Annotated in this window: 20 protein-coding genes; 12 read left to right on the forward strand and 8 right to left on the reverse strand. The window is 61.7% G+C overall.

Annotated elements, in window-relative coordinates:
- Positions 1-99: 99 nt before the first annotated feature.
- Both pcsA and FXO12_RS05575 read left to right on the forward strand, forming a co-directional pair.
- Entirely contained in the window at positions 100-816 is a 717-nt protein-coding gene (gene pcsA, locus FXO12_RS05570) for a phosphatidylcholine synthase (protein WP_003191017.1), read from the forward strand.
- A 109-nt stretch (positions 817-925) separates the two neighbouring features.
- On the forward strand, positions 926-1,705 hold the full coding sequence (locus FXO12_RS05575; RefSeq protein ID WP_003191011.1) for a TSUP family transporter: 780 nt from the start codon (positions 926-928) through the stop codon (positions 1,703-1,705).
- On the opposite strand, the gene nudC is transcribed toward FXO12_RS05575, so the two are convergent.
- Together nudC and FXO12_RS05585 are read right to left on the reverse strand one after the other, a co-directional pair.
- A complete protein-coding gene (gene nudC, locus FXO12_RS05580) occupies positions 1,673-2,506 on the reverse strand; it encodes an NAD(+) diphosphatase (protein ID WP_057977257.1) in 834 nt (277 codons plus the stop codon). The two genes, FXO12_RS05575 and nudC, sit on opposite strands and share 33 nt — an antisense overlap.
- 5 nt (positions 2,507-2,511) lie before the next feature.
- On the reverse strand, positions 2,512-3,324 hold the full coding sequence (locus tag FXO12_RS05585; protein ID WP_034127622.1) for a crotonase/enoyl-CoA hydratase family protein: 813 nt from the start codon (positions 3,322-3,324) through the stop codon (positions 2,512-2,514).
- A gap of 184 nt (positions 3,325-3,508) precedes the next feature.
- Here FXO12_RS05585 and FXO12_RS05590 point away from each other — a divergent pair, with 184 nt between their 5' ends.
- The 3 genes from FXO12_RS05590 to FXO12_RS05600 all read left to right on the forward strand — a co-directional run bounded on the left by FXO12_RS05590 (position 3,509) and on the right by FXO12_RS05600 (position 6,078).
- A complete protein-coding gene (locus FXO12_RS05590) occupies positions 3,509-4,063 on the forward strand; it encodes a UPF0149 family protein (RefSeq protein ID WP_057977255.1) in 555 nt (184 codons plus the stop codon).
- Between the two features lie 235 nt (positions 4,064-4,298).
- Positions 4,299-5,555, forward strand: coding sequence for a 3-phosphoshikimate 1-carboxyvinyltransferase (gene aroA / locus FXO12_RS05595; protein ID WP_057977253.1), 1,257 nt, complete (start codon positions 4,299-4,301; stop codon positions 5,553-5,555).
- 133 nt (positions 5,556-5,688) lie between these two features.
- Entirely contained in the window at positions 5,689-6,078 is a 390-nt protein-coding gene (locus FXO12_RS05600; RefSeq protein WP_034127625.1) for a hypothetical protein, read from the forward strand.
- Between the two features lies 1 nt (position 6,079).
- Here FXO12_RS05600 and FXO12_RS05605 read toward each other — a convergent pair whose 3' ends face one another.
- The gene (locus FXO12_RS05605; protein ID WP_057977249.1) at positions 6,080-6,679 is read right to left on the reverse strand and encodes an NAD(P)H-dependent oxidoreductase; all 600 of its coding nucleotides are present in this window, start codon (positions 6,677-6,679) and stop codon (positions 6,080-6,082) included.
- 72 nt (positions 6,680-6,751) lie between these two features.
- Between FXO12_RS05605 and FXO12_RS05610 the strand changes: the two genes are divergently transcribed.
- Positions 6,752-7,354, forward strand: a complete 603-nt coding sequence (locus FXO12_RS05610; RefSeq protein ID WP_057977247.1) for a TetR/AcrR family transcriptional regulator — start codon at positions 6,752-6,754, stop codon at positions 7,352-7,354.
- On the opposite strand, the gene FXO12_RS05615 is transcribed toward FXO12_RS05610, so the two are convergent.
- Together FXO12_RS05615 and FXO12_RS05620 are read right to left on the reverse strand one after the other, a co-directional pair.
- Complete coding sequence (locus FXO12_RS05615) at positions 7,344-8,021, reverse strand: GNAT family N-acetyltransferase (RefSeq protein WP_057977245.1); 678 nt, start codon at positions 8,019-8,021, stop codon at positions 7,344-7,346. The two genes, FXO12_RS05610 and FXO12_RS05615, sit on opposite strands and share 11 nt — an antisense overlap.
- 56 nt (positions 8,022-8,077) lie before the next feature.
- Positions 8,078-8,962 carry a LysR family transcriptional regulator gene (locus tag FXO12_RS05620; RefSeq protein ID WP_057977243.1) on the reverse strand — a complete coding sequence of 295 codons (885 nt, stop codon included), beginning with the start codon at positions 8,960-8,962 and terminating at the stop codon, positions 8,078-8,080.
- 113 nt (positions 8,963-9,075) lie between these two features.
- On the opposite strand from FXO12_RS05620, the gene FXO12_RS05625 reads away from it, so the two are divergent.
- The 6 genes from FXO12_RS05625 to FXO12_RS05650 all read left to right on the forward strand — a co-directional run bounded on the left by FXO12_RS05625 (position 9,076) and on the right by FXO12_RS05650 (position 17,048).
- The gene (locus FXO12_RS05625) at positions 9,076-10,308 is read left to right on the forward strand and encodes an MFS transporter (RefSeq protein WP_057977241.1); all 1,233 of its coding nucleotides are present in this window, start codon (positions 9,076-9,078) and stop codon (positions 10,306-10,308) included.
- Positions 10,309-10,346: 38 nt separating this feature from the next.
- Positions 10,347-11,057 (forward strand): FadR/GntR family transcriptional regulator, encoded by a 711-nt coding sequence (locus tag FXO12_RS05630; RefSeq protein WP_054898701.1) that lies wholly within the window; start codon positions 10,347-10,349, stop codon positions 11,055-11,057.
- A gap of 105 nt (positions 11,058-11,162) precedes the next feature.
- A complete protein-coding gene (lhgO, locus tag FXO12_RS05635; protein WP_054898702.1) occupies positions 11,163-12,356 on the forward strand; it encodes an L-2-hydroxyglutarate oxidase in 1,194 nt (397 codons plus the stop codon).
- A 56-nt stretch (positions 12,357-12,412) separates the two neighbouring features.
- Entirely contained in the window at positions 12,413-13,738 is a 1,326-nt protein-coding gene (locus tag FXO12_RS05640) for an MFS transporter (RefSeq protein ID WP_054898703.1), read from the forward strand.
- A gap of 81 nt (positions 13,739-13,819) precedes the next feature.
- Positions 13,820-14,671, forward strand: coding sequence for a CAP domain-containing protein (locus FXO12_RS05645; RefSeq protein WP_014718680.1), 852 nt, complete (start codon positions 13,820-13,822; stop codon positions 14,669-14,671).
- A 172-nt stretch (positions 14,672-14,843) separates the two neighbouring features.
- Positions 14,844-17,048 (forward strand): ATP-binding protein, encoded by a 2,205-nt coding sequence (locus FXO12_RS05650; RefSeq protein ID WP_054921412.1) that lies wholly within the window; start codon positions 14,844-14,846, stop codon positions 17,046-17,048.
- On the opposite strand, the gene FXO12_RS05655 is transcribed toward FXO12_RS05650, so the two are convergent.
- From FXO12_RS05655 to treS, 3 genes are read right to left on the reverse strand one after another with little or no spacing between them, the layout of a single operon-like run.
- On the reverse strand, positions 17,027-18,187 hold the full coding sequence (locus FXO12_RS05655; protein ID WP_057977238.1) for a diguanylate cyclase: 1,161 nt from the start codon (positions 18,185-18,187) through the stop codon (positions 17,027-17,029). The genes FXO12_RS05650 and FXO12_RS05655 overlap by 22 nt on opposite strands.
- 42 nt (positions 18,188-18,229) lie before the next feature.
- Positions 18,230-20,476, reverse strand: coding sequence for a 1,4-alpha-glucan branching protein GlgB (glgB, locus tag FXO12_RS05660; RefSeq protein ID WP_057977237.1), 2,247 nt, complete (start codon positions 20,474-20,476; stop codon positions 18,230-18,232).
- Entirely contained in the window at positions 20,473-23,820 is a 3,348-nt protein-coding gene (gene treS, locus FXO12_RS05665) for a maltose alpha-D-glucosyltransferase (protein ID WP_160049587.1), read from the reverse strand. The genes glgB and treS overlap by 4 nt, the downstream gene beginning before the upstream one ends.
- Positions 23,821-23,907: the final 87 nt, after the last annotated feature.

The raw sequence follows: 23,907 nt of genomic DNA on the forward strand, positions 1-23,907 counted from the left end.
AACCTTATCCTCCCCTTCCCGGTCGATACCTGATTCCCTGGCCAGACTCGACGGCGCTACGTTGTCGGCTGCCCCGTTTGACCTTTTGGAGAACCGCCCGTGATATCGACCCTGCATGTAGCCAGACTCAAAGCCTGGGGCGCCCACGGCTTTACCGCCACCGGTGTGGTACTGGCCTTTTTGGCCACCCTGGCGCTGCTGGAAAACTCCCCCAAGGCGTGCCTGTTGTGGCTGGGCCTGGCATTGGTGGTGGATGGCGTCGACGGCTCGCTGGCGCGACGGGTGAATGTCAGCACGGTGCTGCCCAGCTTTGACGGTTCGGTGCTGGACCTGGTGATCGACTACCTCACCTACGTGTTCATTCCTGCCCTGTTTATCTACCGCTACATCGACCTGCCTGATTTCACCCACCTGTTTGCGGTGTCGGTGATCCTGGTGTCGTCGCTGTTCTGCTTTTGCAACGTGAACATGAAGAGCAAGGACAACTACTTCGTCGGCTTCCCTGCCGCCTGGAACGTCGTTGCCCTGTGCGTCTATATCATCCAGCCGGATGCGTGGGTCACCTTGCTGACCGTGATCGGCCTGGCGCTGTTGACCGTCACGCCGATGAAGTTCCTGCACCCGTTCCGGGTCAAGCGCTTCATGCCGATCAACATCGCCGTGACCACCATCTGGCTGCTGTGCAGCTTCCTGATGGTGGTGGATTACCCGAACACCAACCCTTGGACATTTGGCTTATGGTCGCTGATGTCGGCGTACTTCCTGGGTATCTGCATCTGGCGCACGGCCGTGGAATGGCTGGGCGCGCACAAATAACCAGGCGGGCCCGGTAAAAAATGCGGGAGAGGCCTGCCCCCTCCCACATTTGAGTCACATCGCAGTAAGATGCTGGCCTTCTGCGGCCCTCCAACAATAAGCCCTGCCCATGCCTTTCGAACTCAGCGTTGACCTCACCACTCTGGCCATCCTGGCCGTTGTCGCTTTTATCGCCGGTTTTATCGACGCCATCGCCGGCGGTGGCGGTTTGTTGACCACGCCCGCCCTGCTCACCGCTGGTATGCCGCCGCACCTGGTGCTGGGCACCAACAAGCTCAGCTCCACCTTCGGCTCGGCCACCGCCAGTTTTACCTTCTACCGGCGCAAGCTGTTCCACCCACGCCAATGGGTGCACGCCATCGTCGGTACCTTGATCGGCGCACTGACCGGCGCGGTCGTCGCGCATTACTTGCCTGCCGAAACCCTGAACAAGATGCTCCCGGTGATCGTCTTCGCCTGCGGTGTGTACCTGCTGTTCGGTGGCACGCCCAAGGCGCCACTGGACGCGGAGGCACCGATCAAAAAGAAATGGCAAGCCACCCAGGGCTTTGGCCTGGGTTTCTACGACGGCGTGGCCGGGCCCGGCACGGGGGCGTTCTGGACGGTCAGCACGATGCTGCTGCACCCCATCGACCTGGTGAAGGCCAGCGGCGTGGCGCGCAGCATGAACTTCGTCAGCAACGCGGCGGCGCTGACGGTGTTTATCATCAATGGTTCGGTGGACTGGATTGTCGGCCTGGCGATGGGGGTATCGGTGATGTGTGGCGCGTTCTTTGGCGCACGCAGCGCGATCAGCGGCGGCGCCAAATTCATTCGCCCGGTGTTTATCACCGTGGTCCTGGGCCTGACCGTGCGTCTAGCCTGGCAGCACTGGTTCAGCGTGGCCTAAACGGCGGGCCACGTAGAGGTCGATGAGGTAACGCGCAATCGAGCGTGACGCCGGTAACGGCGGCAGCTCGTGGATATTGAACCACTGCGCGTCCTCGATCTCGTCGGCCTGGGGCACGATATCGCCACCGGCGTATTCGGCGTGAAAGCCCAGCATCATCGAGTGAGGGAACGGCCAGCATTGGCTGCCCATGTACTGGATGTTCTTGACCTCCAGCTGCACCTCTTCACGCACTTCACGGATCAGGCAGTCTTCGGCGGACTCACCCGGCTCGGCAAAACCGGCCAGGGTGCTGTAGACCCCCGTCACAAAACGCGGAGAGCGCGCCAGCAGGATCTCATCGCCACGGGTCACCAGCACAATCATGCTCGGCGAGATGCGTGGGTAGCTGCGCAGGTCGCAGGCCTGGCAATACATCGCCCGCTCCCTCGGCACCTGCACCATCGCCTGGCCACAACTGCCACAAAAACGGTGCTCCCGCGCCCAGGTACCGATCTGCGCGGCGTAGCCCAGCACCTTGTACAGGGTGTGATCACCTTGCAGCATAAAGCCACGCAAGCCCTGCCAACTGCACCCTGGCACATCAGCCGGCGAGTCGAGTTCCAACAGGTACATCGGCTCGCCGTCGAGGTGGCCGATGCCGTGTTCGGCAAACACCGGCAGGTCCTGGCGCTTGAGCCATTCGCGCGGGAACAGCGGGCCGTTGGTGTCGTGTAAGAAGCCTTCGCGGCTGCGGGCGACGGCCCAGCCGCCGGGGGCGTCGTTGTCCAGCAGCGTTGTGGTAATCCAGCCTGGGGTCATGTCGGTCAATCCACGAATTCGGGTTTCTGCTTACTCATGTGGGCCGCGATGGCCACGCGCAGGTCGTTGGATTGCAACATAGCCGAGTTCCAGGTGGCAACGTATTCCAGGCCGTCATTGACTGTGTGGTCACGCATGTAGCTGATCATGGCCTTGGTGCCGGTCACGGCAATCGGCGACTTGGCGGCGATTTGATGGGCCAGGTCCATGACACCCGCCAGCAGGCTTTCATGATCGGCAAACACGCGATTGACCAGGCCGATGCTGCGCGCTTCTTCGGCACCGAATTGACGACCGGTGTAGGCCAGCTCACGCAGCATGCCATCGCCGATAATGCGCGGCAGGCGTTGCAAGGTGCCGACGTCAGCGGCCATGCCGATGTCGATTTCCTTGATCGAGAATTGCGCGTCCTCGGCTGCATAGCGCATGTCGCACGCGCTGATCAGGTCGATGGCGCCGCCAATGCAGTAGCCCTGGATCGCCGCCAGCACGGGCTTGCGGCAAGTGTCCACGGCGTTGAACGAAGCTTGCAGCTCGAGAATCTTGCGGCGCAGCAGGCGCGCATTGCGACCCACGTCCTTGCCAAAATCATTGGCGATCGAGGCCAGCATCATCAGGTCGATGCCCGAGGAAAAATGCTTGCCCGCGCCGCTGAGCACCACGGCACGCACGGCGTCGGTCTCGTCGACCCATTGGAAGATGTCGATGATTTCGGTCCAGAACGCCGCGTTCATGGCGTTGATCTTTTCCGGGCGATTGATCTGCACATGGGCAACGTTGCCGCTGAGTTCGACAACGAAGGCTTGGTATTCGGACATGGCAGTGATCCCTGACTGGCGATTGAGAAAGGCCAGACTATATCAAGGGTGCGCCACGGCGCATCGGCCAAAAACGGGACTGACCACGGTGAGGGAAAAGACGCTGGATAAAACCCGATGCACAGGCCATCCTTTGCGCTTTAAGCCGCGCTGTGCGCGGCGCTCGACGTTTTAAGGAAATGCCATGCACGCCCAACCTCTCGCTCCCGCCGATTTCGAATTCATTGACGCCACCTTGCTCAAATACGGCGAAGACCACTCGGTGCTGAACATGGCCGAACTCGACGGTTATTTCACCGCCCTGGTTTCCAGCCCGGCCAAGGTGGATGTGGCCGAGTGGTTCCCGGCGATCTGGGGCGGGCAAAACCCTGAATGGGACAACATGGACGAGGCCCAGGCTTTTCTCGAGCTGTGTGTACGCCATATGAATACGCTGGCCGCGCAATTGGCCACTGACTCCCAGGCATTCAAAGCCCGTTTCGATGAAACCGAACATCAAGGCCAGGCGGTGACCCTTGCCGAGGAATGGTGCTTTGGTTATGTGCGCGGTGTGGCGATAGCCAACTGGCCGCCATTGCCCGCTGTACAAGCCGGGCAACTGGAGCGGATTTCCTGCTGCGCCGAACAGGACAATTTCGAACTGCCGGCAGATCTGGATGTAAACGCCCATCAACTGCAGGTCAGCGAAATCGAACCGGCTGCGCGGGCGCTGCATGACTACTGGCTGAGCCAGCGCTAAGGCAGTAGGAGCGAGCTTGCTCGCGAAAAACTTCCAGGCGCCGCGTTCATTCAGGAAGCACGCTTATCGTTGACGTTTTCGCGAGCAAGCTCGCTCCTACATTAGGGACGCAGCGCATGCCAATAAATCACGCAGATCACCCACTCACTCGACAAGCATGGCGTGTTTGCCTGATGATTCGGGTCCGCACGTCGGCCACTCCACGCCACCTTGCCTTGACCAGGAGCCTTGTACCTTGAGTTCGCAGAAAACCGTGACCGTTACACCGCCCAACTTTCCCCTCACTGGCAAGGTCGCGCCCCCCGGCTCCAAATCCATTACCAACCGTGCGCTGTTGCTCGCGGCACTGGCCAAGGGCACCAGCCGTTTGAGCGGTGCGCTCAAAAGCGATGACACGCGCCACATGTCGGTCGCCCTGCGGCAGATGGGCGTCACCATCGACGAGCCGGACGACACCACCTTTGTCGTCACCAGCCAAGGCTCGCTGCAATTGCCGGCCCAGCCGTTGTTCCTCGGCAACGCCGGCACCGCCATGCGCTTTCTCACGGCTGCCGTCGCCACCGTGCAAGGCACCGTGGTACTGGACGGTGACGAGTACATGCAAAAACGCCCGATCGGCCCGCTGCTGGCCACCCTGGGCCAGAACGGCATCCAGGTCGACAGCCCCACCGGTTGCCCACCGGTAACGGTGCATGGCGCGGGCAAGGTCCAGGCCAGGCGTTTTGAGATTGACGGAGGCTTGTCCAGCCAGTACGTATCGGCCCTGCTGATGCTGGCGGCGTGCGGCGAAGCGCCGATTGAAGTGGCGCTGACCGGCAAGGACATCGGCGCCCGTGGCTATGTGGACCTGACCCTCGATTGCATGCGTGCGTTCGGGGCCCAAGTAGACATCGTGGACGACACCACCTGGCGCGTGGCCCCCACGGGCTATACCGCCCATGATTACCTGATCGAACCCGACGCTTCCGCCGCCACTTACCTGTGGGCCGCAGAAGTACTGACCGGTGGCCGTATCGATATTGGTGTAGCCGCGCACGACTTCACCCAGCCCGACGCCAAGGCACAGGCCGTGATCGCGCAATTCCCGAACATGCAGGCCACGGTGGTGGGTTCACAAATGCAGGATGCGATCCCGACCCTGGCGGTGCTCGCCGCATTCAACAATACCCCGGTGCGCTTTACTGAACTGGCGAACCTGCGCGTCAAGGAATGTGACCGCGTGCAGGCGCTGCACGATGGCCTCAACGAAATTCGTCCGGGCCTGGCGACCATCGAGGGTGATGACCTGCTGGTCGCCAGCGACCCCGCTTTGGCTGGTATCACCTGCACCGCACTGATCGACACCCACGCCGACCATCGCATCGCCATGTGCTTTGCCCTGGCCGGGCTGAAAGTCTCGGGCATTCGCATCCAAGACCCTGATTGCGTAGCCAAGACCTACCCTGACTACTGGAAAGCGCTGGCCAGCCTGGGCGTTCACTTAAGCTACTGACACACAAACCTGTAGGAGCGAGCTTGCTCGCGAAAAACGTTAACCAAAACGCGTGTTTGCTGAATGAATGCGGCGCCTGTGAGTTTTTCGCGAGCAAGCTCGCTCCTACAACTGAACCTTGCCGGGAGCGTCAATGACCCTTCGCCAACCCTGCCCACCCGGCGCCTGTGTCTGCAACCGTGAACAACTGCTGGAAGCTCCCGGCGCTGATCTGCGCATTCTGCAACTGACGCGACAGCAGGAAAAAATCCTGCTGGAGCGCCTGGAAAACCTCAAGAGCCTGCAAGACCTCGAACACCTGCAACAGCGGATGTACGACCAACTCGGCATCCGCGTACACATCGCGCCCGGGCATACCGAGGTCAAGAGCATGCGCGGGATCCAGATCGTCATCGACGAACTGCCGGGCATGTGCCGCAAGACCCGCCAGTCGATCCCCGCCTCCATTCGCCGTGGCCTGGAGAAAAACCCAGAGATTGCCTACCGCTTGCTCGACGCCCACGACCTGTTTCGCGACGCTTGAATTATCCCGCGATGGCCTCACGCTCAAACAACCCCTGCCCCACGGTCCGGGCCTTGTGCAAATGCGCCTGGGCCGTGCCACTTTCCGAGTCCAACAATAACTCGGAAGTGAGTACCCGCGCCCCGCAATAATCAAAGATGCCGTAGTCGATCTGGGTATTCATGGCCTTGGCATAACCGTGTCGATCGAAGGCGCTTCCGTCAGCCGCCCCCAGGGCCAGCACATGCACGTGCAAATGCCTGAGTTTCTTCTGCACCGGTGTATCGGGGCCGTAATCAATCGCCCAGCCATTGACGAATACGCGGTCGACCCAACCCTTGAGCAACGCTGGCATTGACCACCAGTAGATGGGGAACGCCAGCACCAGCGCGTCGGCGCGGTCTATGCGGGCCTGTTCGGCCTGCACGTCGGCTGGCGGCGTCGCCCGAGTACGGTGCACCCGATGGTCGGCGACGGTGTAGCGTGGATCGAACCCTTCAGCGGCAAGGTCGGCTATTTCAAAGGTGTGGCCAGAGGCGCTCAAGCCCGCGCCCACCTCGGCGGCCACACTGTGGGTGAGAGATTGCGGGTCGTGATGAGCAACTACGATCAGTGCGTGCATGACTTTGACTCCATTTGAGCTTAATCTACTTTTAGTAAGTTACGTCGAATAAGTTACTTTTGGTATATAAGCATGTCAAGCAGTGAATCCCCTGCCCCACGTCGTCGTTTGTCCCGTGAAGATCGCCTGCGCCAGTTACTCGACGTGGCCTGGCAATTAGTGCGTGACGAAGGCACCGACGCCCTGACTCTGGGCCGCCTGGCCGAGCTGGCGGGCGTCACCAAACCAGTGGTGTACGACCACTTCGCTACACGCGCGGGGTTGCTGGCCGCGCTGTATGCAGACTTCGACGAACGCCAGGACCAGGTGTTTGCCAATGCCATCGCCACCAGCAACGCGACCCTTGAGGAGCGTGCGTGGGTCATCGCGTCGTCGTATGTCGATTGTGTGTTGTTGCAAGGTCGGGAAATACCCGGGGTGATTGCCGCCTTGAGCGGTTCGCCGGAGTTGGAAGCATCCAAGCGCGAATACGAGGCGATCTTTCTCGATAAATGCCGAGATGCGCTGTCGCCCTTCACCCACGGCGGCAGCATCTCCCAGGCCGGGTTGCGCGCCATGCTCGGCGCGGCGGAAGCCCTGTCCCATGCGGCGGCCAATGGCGAGATCAGCCGCGAGGAAGCTCAGCAGGAACTGCTGGAGACTATCCTCGCGATGGTCATGCGCGTCAGGCCGTAGGCAGACGGCCCTGGACGAACAGTTGCGCCTTGCGCGTCAACTGGTCCAGGTGCCGATCACGCTGTTTCTCTGCATCGACCATGGCGCGCTTGCCGTGTTTTTGCAGCAGGTAGGTGTGGATCTGCCGCACTTCCAGCGAGCTGTAGATTGAAGCCACATCCAACACGCCCATCAGCCCATCGGTGCCGTAGTTGCGGGTGTTCATCACGACCTGGGTGCCACGCGCACCGCGTACCTGGAAACCCATGGCTTCGAACACCGCAACCTTCTCTACCGCACAGGCCAGTTCGGCGTGGGGATAACGCGCCAACACCTCGTCCATCAGGCTGCGTGCCACACCCTGGCGACGAAAGCGGGCGTGTACCGCCATAAACGCGATGCCACACGCGTGCGGATCATCCTTCACCAGCAGGTACAGGCAAAAGCCCACCACCGTCTCGTCTTCCATTGCCACGACCAACTCGACGGCGATGCCCTTTTCGCCATTCAACGCCTCAAGGTACAGGTGTACCTCAAACCCGATGGCGTACTGGTAGATGTTGTAGAGCAGGTTGCTCGGTGCCAGCGCTACGCTGCTGATATCGGTGAGGTTGTCCACCACCATCTGCAGGATCTGGCTGTTGACCGGTTCGGGGCACGGCGTGGTGTAGCGGGTAAGGCTGAACATGCAAATTCCTGGGGTTTCGCGTCAAGGCAGCGGCGATTGTACCTGTTGCGCGCCGCTCATGGCCCGCACACCTCGCGCAAACATGCGCGCAGCCAGCGATGGGCCAGGTCGGCGTCCTGTCGCGGGTGCCACAGCATCGCCACGGTAAATGGCGGCAATGTCACCGGTAGCTCAAAGCAATACAAGCCTCGAGGCGGCACTGTGATATAGCGCTCAGGCACGCTGGCGATCAGGTCGGTATCACGCGCCAGGGCGATGGCCGTGTTGAAACCGGCGACCACGATGCTGACCTGCCGGACCAGACCTTGCGCCTCAAGGGCCTCATCGATCTGGCCACGGTCCTGGCCGCGCCGCGACACGTAGACATGTTGTCCCTGGGCGAAACGCGCTGCGCTAAGAGGGTCGCGGCTCAGAGCATGGCCCTCACGCACCACGCCCACCAAGCGATCACGGAACAGCGCCTGGGTCAGCACCTCCGGGCTGGCGCCCACGTCGACCACACCGGTTTCCAGATCAACGCCACCGTCGCGCAACAACGTACTGTGCTTGTCGCTCTTGTGCACAAAACGCAAGCGCACACCGGGCGCCTCCTGGGCGATACGAGCCAGCAAGGCGGGGCCGAAGCGTTCGACGAACTCCTCGCTGGTGCGCAGGGTGAAGGTGCGCACCACCTCACCCACGTCCAAGGTGTGCGCCGGGCGTAATACGGCGTGGGCGTCCTGCACCAGTTGGCTGACCTGTTCACGCAATTGCAACGCCCGGGGCGTCGGCACCAGGCCGCGCCCGGCACGTACCAGCAGCGGATCGCCAGTGGCTGCACGCAAACGCGCCAGGGCCCGGCTCATGGCCGAAGGGCTCAGGCGCAGGCGCTGGGCGGCGCGAGCGACGCTGCCTTCGGCAAGCAACACGTCCAGGGTGATGAGTAAATTGAGGTCGGGCATGGGGACTCCTTATCAGGCGTTGGACGCAGCTATAACCTGCAACCCCTGCGTCTTCCGCCATCTTAGGCGACGCCGTAGATTTGCGACAGGTGCATTCACTCAAGGAAACACGCATGCAAACCTCCACACGCGGCGGCCTGGTGGCCTTGTCGCTGTCCATGTTGCTGGCCGCCCTGGGCACCAGCATCGCGAATGTCGGCCTGCCCAGCCTGGCGCACGCCTTCGGTGCCTCGTTTCATGCCGTGCAGTGGGTGGTGCTCGCCTACCTGCTGGCCATCACCGCCGTGATTGTCAGCGCCGGGCGCCTGGGTGACCGTCTGGGGCGCCGGCGCTTGCTGCTGGCCGGGTTGCTGGTGTTTGCCCTGGCCTGCGCCGGGTGTGCCGCCGCGCCAACCCTGCCCTGGCTGATCGGCGCACGGGCATTCCAGGGCCTGGGCGCGGCGATCATGATGGCGATGACCCTGGGCATGGTCGGTGACACGGTCACGAAAGCGAATACCGGCCGAGTCATGGGCCTGCTCGGCACTATGTCGGCACTCGGCACGGCCATGGGGCCGAGTGTCGGCGGAGTATTGCTCAGCCTGTGGAGCTGGCGCGCGCTGTTTCTGATCGGCCTCCCCTTGGCGGGTGTGGCTGCCGCCCTCGCCTACCGTTATTTGCCGGCGGATGCTAACGCCCGCGAAGCTTCGCCAGGCGATACACTCTGGGCGCCCCTGCGCGATGCGCCGTTGCGCGCCGGCCTGGTCATGAGTGTTCTGGTGTCGGCGGTGATCATGGCGACGTTTGTGGTGGGCCCGTTCTACCTGTCCCGTGGCCTGGGCCTCGATCCCGCCTGGATGGGCTTGGCCATGGCCGTCGGGCCAACGGTCGCGGCGGTTACCGGTGTACCGGCGGGTTACCTGACCGATCGCCTCGGCAGCCAACGCCTGACCCTCGTGGGGCTGAGCGTGATGCTGTGCGGGGCCCTGTTGCTGTCGCAGGCGTCCGGGCTTGGTGTTTATCTCGCGGCGCTGATCGTGTTGACAGCCGGCTACAGCCTGTTCCAGGCGGCCAACAACACGGCGGTAATGAGCGATATACAGGCGACACGCCGAGGCACAGTGTCCGGCCTGCTGAATCTGTCGCGCAACCTGGGCCTGATTTTCGGCGCCTCAGCCCTCGGCGCGGTGTTCGCCCGCGCCACCCCGGATGTCAGCCATGCAGCGCCCCAGGCGGTGGAAGTCGGCTTGCACGCGACCTTCGCCATGGCGGTAGGTTTGCTGTTACTGGCTGTGCTGATCGCCTGGAGACGCGCACATTCCCTGGCCAGCGCGAAGCAGACAAACGTTGACAAGCTAAAATCGTAACGACTATTGTCTGACAACCTGATCACCAAGGTTTTCCCATGCTTGAGCTCCAGCGCCCCGATTCGCTTGTCGTACGGGTTGTCAGCGCCATTCGCGCAGAAATCGAATCCGGCCAACTGGCCCCGGAGTCGCGCCTGCCGACCGAACAGCAACTGGCCGAACAACTCAACGTCAGCCGCTCCGTGGTGCGTGAAGCCATTGCCCAGCTCAAGGCCGACGGTGTGCTCACCGCCCGCCGTGGCCTGGGCTCGTTTATTTCGCAGACCCCTGCAGGCACGGTGTTTCGGTTTCCACAGCCCAATGGTCGGCGACCTGACCTGGCGCAAATGTTCGAAGTGCGCTTGTGGATCGAAACCCAGGCCGCTTCGATTGCCGCCCAGCGCCGCGACACCGCCGACCTGCAGCGCATGAAAAGCGCGTTGCAGGCCATGCAGGACAACCGCGACGACTTTGAAGCCGCAGCCCTGGCCGATGTGGAATTCCACCGTGCCATTGCCGACGCCAGCAAGAATGACTACTTCGTGGCCTTCCATGACTTCCTCAGGAGCCAGTTGGCCAGTGCGCGTAAAACCGCGTGGGAAAACTCGGCCTCGCGCTTTGCCACCGGTTCGGCCGACGCGACCCTGGAACATCAACAGCTCTACCAGGCCATTGCCGACGGCGACGCCCAGCGCGCCGCTGCCAGTGCCGAGGCGCACCTGCGTGCCGCGGCGCGACGCCTGCAACTGGAATTACCCACCACGAATTGATCCACCTTGTTTGCAGCGTGTCCGTGGACACGCCATTTTTTTAACAAAAACATTAGTCTGACAACCTGATAAGCAGACTGAAATGTACAGCCTAGGTACCCAGCAATGATTCATGACTTTTGCATTATCGGCGGCGGCATTGTCGGCCTGGCCACCGCCATGGAGCTGCTCAAGCGCCAACCCGGCGCGTCGCTGGTGATCCTGGAAAAAGAGTCGGTACTGGCCAGGCACCAGACCGGCCACAACAGCGGCGTGATCCATGCCGGCATCTACTACGCACCCGGCAGCCTCAAGGCCGATTTGTGCAAGCGCGGCGCCGAAGCCACCAAGCAGTTCTGCCGCGAACACGGGATCAAATTCGAGGTGTGCGGCAAGCTGCTGGTGGCCTCAAGCCCGCTGGAAATGCAACGCATGGAAGCGCTGTACGCCCGTGCCCAGCTCAATGGCATGCAGGTCGAGCGCCTGAATGCCGAACAACTGCGCCAGCGTGAACCGAACATCGTCGGCCTCGGCGGCTTGTTTCTCGATGCCACCGGGATTGTGGATTACCGCCAGGTGTGCGAGACCATGGCCCAGGTGATTCGTCGCAACGGTGGGCAGATCTGCCTGGAACGCACCGTCACTGCCATCCACGAAAACACCGATACGGTCACCGTCAACACCGAGGGCGAGACCTGGCAGGCCCGCCACCTGGTGGTGTGCGCCGGCTTGCAGTCGGACCGCCTGGCCCGGCTGGCCGGCATCCGCATCGACCATCAGATCATCCCGTTTCGGGGCGAGTACTTCCGCCTGCCCGCCGCCAAGAACAACATCGTCAACCATCTGATCTACCCGATCCCTGACCCGGAGCTGCCCTTCCTCGGCGTGCACCTGACCCGCATGATCGACGGCAGCGTCACCGTCGGCCCGAATGCCGTGCTGGGCCTGGGCCGCGAGAACTACCGCAAGTTTTCGGTGAACTGGCGCGACGTGGCGCAGTACGCCAGCTTCCCGGGTTTCTGGAAAACCCTCTGGCAAAACCTCGGTTCGGGCACCACCGAGATGAAGAACTCCTTGTTCAAGTCCGGCTACCTGGAGCAGTGCCGCAAGTACTGTCCGTCCCTGACCCTCGATGACCTGCTGCCCTACGAGGCCGGTATCCGTGCCCAGGCAGTGATGCGCGACGGCAGCCTGGTGCACGACTTTCTGTTCGCCCAAACCTCACGAATGCTGCATGTGTGCAATGCGCCCTCGCCGGCCGCCACCTCGGCCATGCCCATCGGCGCGATGATCGCCGACCGCCTGTTCCACCCCCAGTAACACCGCACCGCCCGCTCACCCAACAATAACTACAAAGACCCAGAAGGAAGTCCAGCATGTCGGCATCCGCCTCCATCCCCGGTACCGAAACGCCCGAACAAACCCGCAAGCGCCTGCGCAAAGTCGCCGCGGCCACCATCTTCGGCTCGATGCTGGAGTGGTACGACTTTTACCTGTACGCCACCATGGCGGCGATTGTGTTTTCGAAGATCTTCTTCGATAACAGCGACCCGAAGACTGCCACGCTGATGGCCTTTTCGACCTTTGCCATCGGCTTTATCGCCCGCCCTTTCGGCGGCATCCTGTTTGGCTACCTGGGCGACAAGTTCGGGCGCAAGCAAGTGCTGGTGCTGACCTTCTGCCTGATGGGCGTGTGCACCACCTTGATCGGCTTGATCCCCAGCTACGCCTCCATCGGCATCTGGGCCCCGATCCTGCTGGTGTTTATCCGCATCATCCAGGGCCTGGGCGCGGGTGCCGAGTTGTCGGGGGCGGCGGTCACGTCCTACGAGCATGCCTCCCAAGGCAAGCGTGGCAGCCAGGGCGCCTGGCCGGCACTGGGCCTGAACCTGGGCCTGTTGCTGTCCTCGCTGACCATTTACCTGCTGACCATCAACGGCAACGAGTTCCTGTTGGCCGGCGGCTGGCGCATTCCGTTTATCTGCAGCATCGTGCTGGTGGGCGTCGGCCTGTGGGTGCGCAACAGCATTCCGGAAACCCCACAGTTCGAAGCGCTGAGCAAGGAAAAAGCCAGAGCCAAGCCATCGCCCCTCAAGGCCTTGTTCAAGAACGACCTCAAGGGCCTCGCCGTGGTGTTTTTTGTCGCGATTGGCTACAACGCCCTGAGCTACATCTTCAAGACCTTCTCCCTGGCGTACCTGACCCAATTCAAAGGCGTGGACGTGCATGTCACCTCGCTGTCGGTGACCATCGCCAGCCTGGTAGCCATCGTCGCCGTGCCCTGCTTCGGCTGGCTGTGTGACAAGTGGAGCAGCAAGGCCGTGTTGATGCTCGGCGGGCTGTGCTCGCTGTTGTTCGCCTACCCGTTCCTGGCCCTGCTCAACAGTGGTGAAAGCCTGATGATTTACCTCGCAATCGGTGTGGGCACCGGTATCCTCGCGCCGATGATGTTTGCGCCCCAGGGCTCGTTCCTGAGCCGGCAGTTCCCGACGCAAACGCGCTCTTCGGGTTTTGGCACCGGGCGGGAAATCGGCACCGCCATTGCCGGTGGCCTGGCACCGCTGGGCGCGCTATCTATGGTAGCGGCCTCGGCCACCCACTCCACCGATGGCGTGGTGGTGATCCTTGCGATTTCTGCCTTGTTGGTGGTGGTGTTTGCCCTTTGCGATCAGGGCGCGAAACACTCGGCATTCAAGAACTGAGCAAAAAAGTTCGGACCAACGGGTGCATGGATGCACCTGGATCGCGCATCATGGGCACTTTCAAGCTCAAGGGTAACGTCCATGCGCGTTCTGTCATTGATGATGGGTCTTACGACGCTGGCCGCCACTACGGTGTTCTGCGCCAGCGCGATGGCGAATGAAGAAAGTCAGTTAGTCCAACAGATCAACCAATACCGCAGCCAGGTGCAACGCTGCGGTGACCAGGGTTCCCAGGAGCTGCCGCCGCTGACCAGCGATACACGGCTGGTGTTGCCGGCCTCCAATGTCGGCGATTTGCAGCAGTCGCTGGCGCGGGCTGCGTACCCGATGGTGAACGTGCAGGCCATCAGTCTGTCCGGTCCCAAGGATGCCGAGGCTGCGATGAAAGCGGTGCGCGAGAGCTTTTGCCGCGTAGTGCTCGATCCGCAATTTGTCGACATCGGGGTCAGCAACAGCGGCCAGGACTGGCGCATCGTGCTGGCTCGCCCGTTGGTGACCAGCGGCCTGGGCGATTGGCAGACCGAAGGCAGAAAACTGCTCGACCTGATCAACACCGCCCGTGCCGAGCCGCGCCAGTGTGGCACCCAGGCGTTCACCGCCACGGCGCCCCTGTCGTGGAACGACACCCTGGCCGGCGCAGCCAACAGCCATACCCGCAACATGGCCAACGGCAATTTCTTCGACCACCTGGACCCCGACGGCCGTACGCCCGGCGACCGCGCCGAGTTGGCGGGGTATATCGCGAAGAATATTGGTGAAAACATCGCCGCCGGCCTCGACACGCCGCGCAAGGTCGTAGACGGTTGGCTCGCCAGCCCCGGCCACTGCGCCAACCTGATGAACCCGCAATTTCGCGAATTGGGTGCCGCCTACGCCATGGACCCCAAGAGTGACGCGGGCATCTATTGGACGGGCTTATTCGGCACGCAATAAGGTTGAGCGCCGGCCCAACCCGGCCAATAATGACGGCGTGCAAATAGACAATGAAATCAAAGTGCTATCAGGGAGATAATTGCGCTGAACTGAATGCGGTCATTCCGGTCTGTTGCTAGTCGGCCTGACTCTTCAAAGCTAAACAATACGTAGCAAGCAAGGTGTGAACCCCATGATGAATTGGCTGCAAGGCAGCAGCGAAATGGCAGAGCGGGTTCGTCAGCACGATTGGGCCAATACGCCCCTGGGGCCACTTGAACACTGGCCCGATGTGTTGAAGACAACCGTTGCGCTGTGCTTCGCGTCGAGTTTCCCCCAGGCCATCGTCTGGGGGCCTCAGTTGATTACTCTCTACAACGACGCGTTCACGCCGATCCTGGGTAGCAAACCCGACGCCTTGGGCCGCCCGTTCAACGAGATCTGGCACGAGGTGTGGGACGATATCAGCCCTATCGCCGACGCCGCGTTCGATGGGCACGCCACCTATATCGAAAACTTCCCGCTGTTGATCCAACGCAACGAAGCGCCGGAACAAGCCTATTTCACCTTTTGCTACAGCCCGATTCGCAATGCCCAAGGCGTGGTGGTCGGTTTGCTCGACACGGTGACCGAAACAACCGCCACGGTATTCCTGGCCCGTCGCCTGGCAGTGCTGGACGCCATCGGCAACAGCGTGGTCAATGCCACCGACGCCGAAACCATCCTGACGTCTACGACCCGCCTGCTGGCCGAACATCTGCAGGTATCCATCTGTGCCTACGCCGACATGGACGAGGATGAAGATGGCTTTACCATTCGCGGCGACTGGTCGGCGCATGGCTCGCCGAGCATCATCGGGCATTACAGCCTCGCGGCGTTCGGGGAATGCGCGGTCAACTGCCTGCGTGCCGGCGAGCCACTGGTGATACGCAATAATCTGATCGAGTTGCCGCCCCATGACGCCGCGAGCTTCCAGGCACTGGGGGTGACAGCCACTATTTGCATGCCGTTGATCAAAGACGGGCGGCTCACCGCGCTGATGGCCGTGCACGACAAACTGCCGCGCTTTTGGTCATCCTATGACATGGCGCTGGTGGGCGAAGTCACCGAGCGTTCCTGGGCGCATATCGAGCGCGTACGCGCCGATGCCGCCGTGCGCGAGGGCCTGGCCGCCTATACAGAGCTCAATGCCAGCCTGGAACAGCGCGTGAATGAGCGTACCCATGCGCTGGCCGAGGCCGAAGCCGCACTGCGCCAGTCACAGAAGCTGGAGGCCATCGGCCAACTGACCGGCGGCGTCGCCCATGACTTCAACAACCTGCTGACCATTATTCGCTCGTCGGTGGACTTCCTGCGCCAGCCCGGCCTGTCCGAGGAGCGTCGGCAACGCTACATGTGCGCGGTGTCCGACACCGTCGAGCGGGCCAGCAAGCTCACCAGCCAACTGCTCGCCTTTGCCCGGCGCCAACCACTGAACCCGCAGGTGTTCGATGTCGGCCAGCGCGTGCAAAATATCGGCGAGATGCTCGAGAGCGTTACCGGTGCACGCATTCATGTGCAGGTTAAATTGCCCGATCAGCCCTGCTATGCGCGCATCGACCCCAGCCAGTTCGAAACCGCACTGATCAACATCGCCCTCAACGCCCGCGATGCGATGGACGGCCAGGGTACCCTGACCCTCAAAGTCGCCAGCGAGCAAACGCTGCCACGTATTCGTGGGGATGCCGAGTCGTGCATGCCCTACATCACCATTTCCCTGGCCGACACCGGCAGCGGGATTCCCAGCGACACCTTCGAGCGCATCTTCGAGCCGTTCTTCACCACCAAGGCCGTGGGCAAAGGCACCGGCCTGGGCCTGTCGCAGGTATTCGGCTTTGCCAAGCAGTCAGGCGGCAATATCGATGTGGCCAGCACCCTCGGCCAAGGCACGGTGTTTACCTTGTATCTGCCGCAAGTCGAAGGCGAAGCGGCGCCGGATCAACACACCCCTGCAGATCTGCCAGCGCCGCAGGAGGCTGCTCATCAACATGTGCTGATCGTTGAGGACAACTTAGAGGTGGGACGCTTCGCCAGCCAGATCCTCAAGGACCTGGGTTACCAGACCACCTGGGCGACCAATGCCGAACAGGCGCTGAACCTCGCTGGCAATGACGTCCAGGGGTTCGACGCGATTTTCTCCGACGTGGTGATGCCCGGCATGACCGGCGTGGCCATGGCCAGGTTGCTGCGCCAGCGCCGCCCCGACCTGCCCGTGGTACTCGTCTCTGGCTACAGTGAGGAACTGGCAGACAGCGGCTACGAAGGCTTTGAGTTCCTCGCCAAGCCCTACTCCGCCGACCAAGTTGCGCGGGTGCTGGCAAAGGCGATGTGCAAGGATCAGTCGACGACCGCTACCTGATTGCGACCCGATGCCTTGGCCTGGTACAGGGCCTTGTCGGCGCTGTTCATCAAGGCGTTCAAATCCAGAGGCTGAGTGCAGGTCGATGCTACGCCCAGGCTTGCGCTCACCCCTTGTACCGGGTCGGCGGGCAAATCATGAATCGTCTGGATCAACTCCTCGGCGATGCTGCGTGCGGTCTCCAACGAGGTATTGGGCAGCAATACCGCAAACTCTTCGCCCCCCAGGCGACCGTAGATATCGGTCTGGCGAAAGGACGCACTGATCACCGCGCCAATCTGGCGCAACACCTGGTCGCCGGCCTGGTGGCCGTAGGTGTCATTGATGGCTTTGAAGTGGTCCATGTCCATCATCAATGCACACAGCGGCTGCTGCTCGCGAAGGCACTGGGCATACAGCAATTGGGCCTGTTCGTAGAACGCCCGACGGTTCATCAGCCCGGTTAACTCATCGGTCTGGGCGGCACGGGTGGAAATATGATGAGCGCGCTCCATTTGCCTCGTCAGACGGAAGGCTTTTTCCAGGGCATCGGACAGCTTGCGCGTCGCACCGACCACAAACGAAGCAAACACCAGCACCGCCAGCGCCACGCCAACCTGCATCGGCGAAGGCTGAAACAGCATCCATACCGTACAGGGAAGCAACACCAGCGCCATCGAGCCCAGCGTCATGTAGCGATAGGCTGAATAACAGGACACCGCGCTGACCGACATGCCCACGGTAAACAGCATCACCAGCACCTGGGACAAGCGGTCATCGACCGGCATCACCGCCAGCGCCCCGCCGCCCCAGATACCCGCCGACAGCATCAGCGTGACCCAGTAGTGGCGCTCCCAACGTGCGGGTGTGCGCCCCGCGTCAGGGCAGCGAAACCATTGCACAAACAGATGCAGGCGCACCAATGACGAGCCCGCCAGCAGTACCAACCACACCAGAATGACCTGCTGATCGAATCGATCCCAGCACAGCCAGCAGAGCATGACGGCGCCCAGGTAGCTGCCGAAGATCGCCGAGAATGATTGACGAAAGAGCTGGTGCAAACGGTCGGTTCGCACCTGCTCTTCGATGGAGTGACCCTGATCTTGCCCGAGGCTATGCATGGGGTTGGCCTGTTTGACCGGCGACGGCAAAGGCGCCATTGTGGCACCTTGCCAGCAAGCCGAACAGCGGCATACGCTGCGCTAGAGCGTTTCAGGCTCTTGAGGTCGCAAAATGAGCACGCCCAGGGGCGGCAGGTTCAACGACAGCGACACCGGTTGCCCATGGCGCGGCTCATCCTGGGTAAACACGGCCCCGCCATTCCCGTAATTGGAGCCCGCGTAGGTATCGGCATCACTGTTGATCACCTCACTCCACCGCCCGCCAAACGGCACACCGACTGCGTAGCCTTCACGGGGCACCGGGGTGAAGTTGGCAACCACCAACACCGGCTTGCCATCCTTGCTCCAGCGCAGCCAGGCGTAGACGCTATTGATCGCGTCATCACCGATCAGCCATTGGAAGCCCTGGGGCGCATCGTCCTGTTCGTGCAGCGCCGGCTCTTCGCGGTACAGGCGGTTCAAATCGCCTACCAGCTTCTGCACCCCACGGTGCTCGGGGTACTGCAGCAAATACCAATCCAGTTGCTGATCGTGGTTCCACTCGCGCCATTGGCCAAATTCGCAGCCCATGAACAGCAACTTCTTGCCGGGGTGCATCCACATGAAACTGAGGTAGGCGCGCAGGTTGGCAAATTTCTGCCAGCGGTCGCCGGGCATCTTGTCGATCAGCGAGTGCTTGCCGTGCACCACCTCATCATGGGAAATCGGCAGGATAAAGCGCTCCGACCAGGCGTACACCAGCCCGAAACTCAGCTCGTTGTGATGATGGGCGCGATACACCGGGTCTTGCTGGATGTAATGCAGGGAGTCGTGCATCCAGCCCATGTTCCATTTGTAATTGAACCCCAGGCCACCCTGTTGGGTAGGCTGGCTGACGCCAGGCCAGGCCGTGGACTCTTCGGCAATCACCAAGGCGCCCGGGGCTTCAAGGGCAACCACGTCGTTCAGGTGCCGCAAGAAGTCGATGGCTTCCAGGTTCTCGCGACCGCCATGGCGGTTGGGCACCCATTCACCGGCCTTGCGCGAATAATCGCGATACAGCATGGAGGCCACTGCGTCCACGCGCAGGCCATCGACGTGGAAATGCTTGAGCCAGTGCAAGGCCGACGCGAGCATGAAACCGTGGACCTCGGTGCGGCCCAGGTTGTAGATCAGCGTGTCCCAGTCCTGGTGAAAGCCTTCCAGGGGGTTGGCGTATTCGTACAGAGCGGTACCGTCAAATTGCGCCAGGCCGTGGGTATCGGTGGGGAAATGCGCGGGTACCCAATCAAGGATCACGCCGATATCGGCCTGATGGCAGGCATTGACGAACCAGGCAAAGTCTTCCGGCGAGCCAAAGCGAGCACTGGGGGCAAACTGGGATAACGCCTGATAGCCCCAGGAGCCACCAAAGGGGTGTTCCATGATCGGCATCAGCTCGATATGGGTGAAGCCCAATTGTTGAACGTAAGGAATCAGCCGCTCAGCCAGTTCGCGCCAGCCATATTGACGGGCAACTTCACCGGCCTCGTCCAGCTCGCACTGCCAGGACCCCACATGCAGCTCGTAGATCGACAACGGCGCAGTGGTTTTCTGCTTGTCTCCCCGCGATTGCATCCACTCATGGTCCTGCCAATCCACTTGCAAAGGTGCGGCGACCTTCGAGGCGGTGTCCGGCGGCAGTTGGGTGGCCAACGCCACAGGGTCGGCCTTGAGCGGCAAAATGCCGTGGGCACCGAGAATTTCATACTTGTAGGCCGCGCCCGGCTGCAAGCGTGGGATGAAGATTTCCCACACGCCCGATGGATGGCGCAGGCGCATCGGGTGGCGGCGCCCGTCCCAGATATTGAAGTCGCCCACCACCGAAACCCGCCGTGCGTTCGGCGCCCAGACGGCAAAGCGCACGCCTTGCACGCCGTCGACGCTGACCACCTGAGCCCCCAGGCAGTTGCCCAGGTCACGGTGATTGCCTTCGGCAAACAGGTACAGGTCCATTTCCCCCAGCAGCAATTGGCTGAAGCTGTAGGGATCTTCGGTGATCTGCTCACCGCCGGCCCACTGGATTTTCAGCAGGTAGGGCTGGCGAGTGCTGAAGTGCCCAATAAACAGGCCTGGCACCTGGGTGGCATCGAGGCTGCCAAACGGCTCACCTGTGTCACGCGCCAGTACCTGGACACTCAGGGCCTCGGGCAGGAACGCACGGATAAACTGGCCGCCCTGCTCGTCATCATGGGGCCCCAGGATCGAAAAAGGATCGGGGTGCTCGGCGCGCACCAGCGCATCGACGTCCTTGGACGCCGGCATTGCAGTCAACTTGGGCTGCAGCGGTTCTCTCTGTGTAAAACTCATGACGTCTCCCCACCGCGTACAGGTTTAGATATAGGTGTCAGCCCGCTCAGCAAGCCGTGCAGCCCTTGCAGGGGCACCGGCAGCCAGGTCGGGCGGTTTTCTGCTTCGTAGGCCACTTCGTACGCGGCCTTTTCCAGGCTGAACAAGGTCAGCGCTGCGTCTTGGCCGTTGGCATCCTGCCAGTCATGCGCCAGTGTAGACGCAGCGGCCTGGTAAGCCTGGGTAAATGCTACGCGGGCTTCATTCAGGTAGCGGTCGGTCACGCGTTTACGCGCAGCGTTCGCTTCTGGCGTGTGATCCACCCCCTGCACATTCAGCGCCATCGCCGCGGCATAATCGAAGGAACGCAGCACACCGCTCACATCTTTATAAGGGCTGTGTTTGCCGCGCCGCTCATGCAGCTGTCGCGCCGGTTCGCCCTCGAAGTCGATCAAGTAGGCATCACCCTTGACCACCAATACCTGGCCCAGGTGCAAGTCACCGTGGACGCGAATGCGCAACCCGCCCGCCGTGGCTTTGGCCAACGCCTGGACATGCGCCGCGATGGCTTTTTTCTGCGCCAGTAATTCACTGACCAACGCCTGGTCGGCGGGGTTCAACTGGCTTTGATTAAGCTTGAGCAACTGCAAGGCGCGGTCGATCTGGGCGCCGACATCCTGGGCCCAGGCTTGGGTGTCTTTGGCTGTGGTGGGTTCGGGTTTGAAAGCCTTGTCGGCGGTTGGCGCACCCAACACCAGGTGCATTTCACCCAGGCGCTGACCGAGCAAACCGGCAAAATCCGCCAGTTCGCCGAGGGCGTTGTAATGCTGTTCCTGTTCAGAGATCGCGTCGGCCAGCTCATCGCGGATCGCCCGCTCCAGGTTGTTCTGGGTCCAGCTCCAGGCATCGCCCTGATTGCTCAGGTAACCCTGGGCAATCATCAGCAGGTTGTCCTGCCCCTGCCCGTCGCGGCGGCTCATAAAGCCCAACAGCGGCGAGATATTCGGGTAGCCGGCGGCGGTCAGGTAGGCACTCATTTCCAGCTCCGGGTGCACACCGGCGCTGACTTTACGAATCAGCTTGAGCACCAGGCTGTCACCGACCACCACCGAGCTGTTGGACTGCTCGGCAGACAAATAACGCACCGGCGATTCACGGGTCAGTTGCAGTGCAGCCAAGTGCTCAGTCGCCTCGAACCGCAGATCGCCGTCAGGGGTATTGAGCACGGTGCCGGCCTGCATGGCCTGGATCACCTCAAGGATAAAATGCTCAAGGCTGAAGGCATCGGTCACCAAACCTACCTGACGGGTACGTCTCACTCGGGCCAAAGCCAATTGCTGGGGCAAGGCGCTGGAGAACTGGTCTTCGCCAAGGAAGCCCAAGGGCAGTTGGTAGCGGCTGACCTGGCCAGCACTGGTCACTTCGATCTCACTGAGCAACACCGGATGCTGCGGGTCGCCAAAACGCACGCCATAAGCGATGTGCACCGTGTCGATTGCCGTATCTTTGCCGGCAAACCAGCGACGCTTGGGCAGCCAGGCGGGCAGTGAAGTCTGTTCCAGGCTGGTGCGGCAAGGTTCTTCCAGTAACTCTTCCATGCGTTTTTTCAGTACCAAAGTGGTGAAGTCGGGCATGCTTTGCGCCGGTTCCACATGCCAGCTGGGCATCTGGTTTTCCGCTGCCAGCACGAACCAATAGAAACCATAGGGCGCCAGGGTCAGCAGGAAATTCAGCTGACCGATCGGCGGGAAGGCATTACCGCCGAGCATCTCCACCGGCAACATGCCGGCAAAGGCCGACAGGTCCAGCTCCGCCGCCTGGGCGCTGCGCGACACATTGGCTACGCACAGGATGATCTCGGTGTGGCCGTCTTCGCCGGTGTATTCACGGGTGTAAGCCAGGATGCGCCGGTTAGTCGGCGAGAGCATCTTCAGGCTGCCACGGCCAAACGCCTTGGACTGCTTGCGCACTGCGAGCATGCGCCGGGTCCAGTTGAGCAATGAATGCGGGTCCTGGGCCTGGGTCTCGACGTTGACCGACTGGTAGCCGTATTGCGGGTCCATGATCGGCGGCAACACCAGGCTGGCCGGGTCGGCACGGGAAAACCCGCCATTGCGGTCGATAGACCATTGCATGGGCGTGCGCACGCCGTCACGGTCGCCCAGGTAGATGTTGTCGCCCATGCCGATTTCATCGCCGTAGTACAAGGTTGGCGTGCCCGGCATCGACAGCAACAGGCTGTTGAGCAATTCCACCCGCCGACGATCACGCTCCACCAGCGGCGCCAGGCGTCGCCGAATGCCCAGGTTGATACGGGCGCGGCGGTCTGCGGCGTAGTAGTTCCAAAGGTAGTCGCGCTCTTTGTCGGTGACCATTTCCAGGGTCAGCTCATCATGATTGCGCAGGAAAATTGCCCACTGGCAATTGGCGGGAATCTCCGGGGTCTGGCGCAGAATGTCGGTAATGGGGAAGCGATCTTCCTGGGCCAACGCCATGTACATGCGCGGCATCAGCGGGAAGTGGAACGCCATGTGGCATTCATCGCCGTCATCACCCTTTCTGTCACCAAAGTACAGCTGCGTGTCTTCGGGCCACTGGTTGGCTTCGGCCAGCAGCATGCGGTCGGGGTAATGGGCGTCGATCTCGGCGCGGATCTGCTTGAGGACGTCGTGGGTTTCCGCCAGGTTTTCGTTGTTGGTGCCGTCCCGTTCGATCAGGTAGGGAATGGCGTCCAGGCGCAGGCCGTCGATGCCCAGGTCGAGCCAATAGCGCATCACCGACAGCACCGCTTTCATGACCTGCGGGTTATCAAAGTTGAGGTCGGGTTGGTGCGAGTAAAAGCGGTGCCAGAAGTACTGGCCGGCCACCGGGTCCCAGGTCCAGTTGGACTTTTCGGTGTCGAGGAAAATAATGCGTGTGCCGTCGTATTTCTGGTCATCATCCGACCACACGTAGAAGTCCCGTGCGGCCGAGCCTGGCTTGGCCTTGCGCGCGCGCTGGAACCAGGGGTGCTGGTCGGAGGTGTGGTTGATCACCAGTTCAGTGATCACGCGCAGCCCGCGTTGGTGGGCTTGGGCAATAAAGCGCTTGGCGTCGGCCATCGTCCCGTAGTCGCTGTGCACGCCGCGGTATTCGGCAATGTCGTAGCCGTCATCACGGCGGGGAGACGGGTAGAACGGCAGCAGCCAGATGGTGTTCACGCCGAGGTCGGCGATGTAGTCGAGCTTGGCGATCAGCCCGGCAAAGTCACCAATGCCGTCGTTGTTGGAGTCGAAATAGGATTTGACGTGAACCTGGTAGATCACCGCGTCTTTGTACCAGAGCGGGTCTTTGATAAAGGTGGCTGCCTTGGGTTTCTTGGCCATTGCAAACTCCTGAAAATACAAAGTTCTCGAGGATCGTTCCCACGCAGAGCGTCAAGTGAGACGTTCCCACGCAGAGCGTCAAGTGAG

It is taken from the genome of Pseudomonas sp. J380 (genome assembly GCF_009827115.1).
GTDB classification, from domain to species: Bacteria; Pseudomonadota; Gammaproteobacteria; order Pseudomonadales; family Pseudomonadaceae; genus Aquipseudomonas; species Aquipseudomonas paracarnis.

Bases quoted from the DNA above. Each gene is read 5' to 3' on its own strand.
- FXO12_RS05610 (WP_057977247.1), top strand. From the start codon at position 6,752: ATGTCAAGCAGTGAATCCCCTGCCCCACGTCGTCGTTTGTCCCGTGAA.
- FXO12_RS05630 (WP_054898701.1), top strand. From the start codon at position 10,347: ATGCTTGAGCTCCAGCGCCCCGATTCGCTTGTCGTACGGGTTGTCAGC.
- FXO12_RS05655 (WP_057977238.1), bottom strand. From the start codon at position 18,187: ATGGCGCCTTTGCCGTCGCCGGTCAAACAGGCCAACCCCATGCATAGC.
- FXO12_RS05590 (WP_057977255.1), top strand. From the start codon at position 3,509: ATGCACGCCCAACCTCTCGCTCCCGCCGATTTCGAATTCATTGACGCC.
- FXO12_RS05640 (WP_054898703.1), top strand. From the start codon at position 12,413: ATGTCGGCATCCGCCTCCATCCCCGGTACCGAAACGCCCGAACAAACC.
- FXO12_RS05615 (WP_057977245.1), bottom strand. From the start codon at position 8,021: ATGTTCAGCCTTACCCGCTACACCACGCCGTGCCCCGAACCGGTCAAC.
- glgB (WP_057977237.1), bottom strand. From the start codon at position 20,476: ATGAGTTTTACACAGAGAGAACCGCTGCAGCCCAAGTTGACTGCAATG.
- FXO12_RS05605 (WP_057977249.1), bottom strand. From the start codon at position 6,679: ATGCACGCACTGATCGTAGTTGCTCATCACGACCCGCAATCTCTCACC.
- FXO12_RS05645 (WP_014718680.1), top strand. From the start codon at position 13,820: ATGCGCGTTCTGTCATTGATGATGGGTCTTACGACGCTGGCCGCCACT.
- FXO12_RS05620 (WP_057977243.1), bottom strand. From the start codon at position 8,962: ATGCCCGACCTCAATTTACTCATCACCCTGGACGTGTTGCTTGCCGAA.
- treS (WP_160049587.1), bottom strand. From the start codon at position 23,820: ATGGCCAAGAAACCCAAGGCAGCCACCTTTATCAAAGACCCGCTCTGG.
- nudC (WP_057977257.1), bottom strand. From the start codon at position 2,506: ATGACCCCAGGCTGGATTACCACAACGCTGCTGGACAACGACGCCCCC.
- FXO12_RS05575 (WP_003191011.1), top strand. From the start codon at position 926: ATGCCTTTCGAACTCAGCGTTGACCTCACCACTCTGGCCATCCTGGCC.
- lhgO (WP_054898702.1), top strand. From the start codon at position 11,163: ATGATTCATGACTTTTGCATTATCGGCGGCGGCATTGTCGGCCTGGCC.
- FXO12_RS05650 (WP_054921412.1), top strand. From the start codon at position 14,844: ATGATGAATTGGCTGCAAGGCAGCAGCGAAATGGCAGAGCGGGTTCGT.
- FXO12_RS05625 (WP_057977241.1), top strand. From the start codon at position 9,076: ATGCAAACCTCCACACGCGGCGGCCTGGTGGCCTTGTCGCTGTCCATG.
- FXO12_RS05600 (WP_034127625.1), top strand. From the start codon at position 5,689: ATGACCCTTCGCCAACCCTGCCCACCCGGCGCCTGTGTCTGCAACCGT.
- FXO12_RS05585 (WP_034127622.1), bottom strand. From the start codon at position 3,324: ATGTCCGAATACCAAGCCTTCGTTGTCGAACTCAGCGGCAACGTTGCC.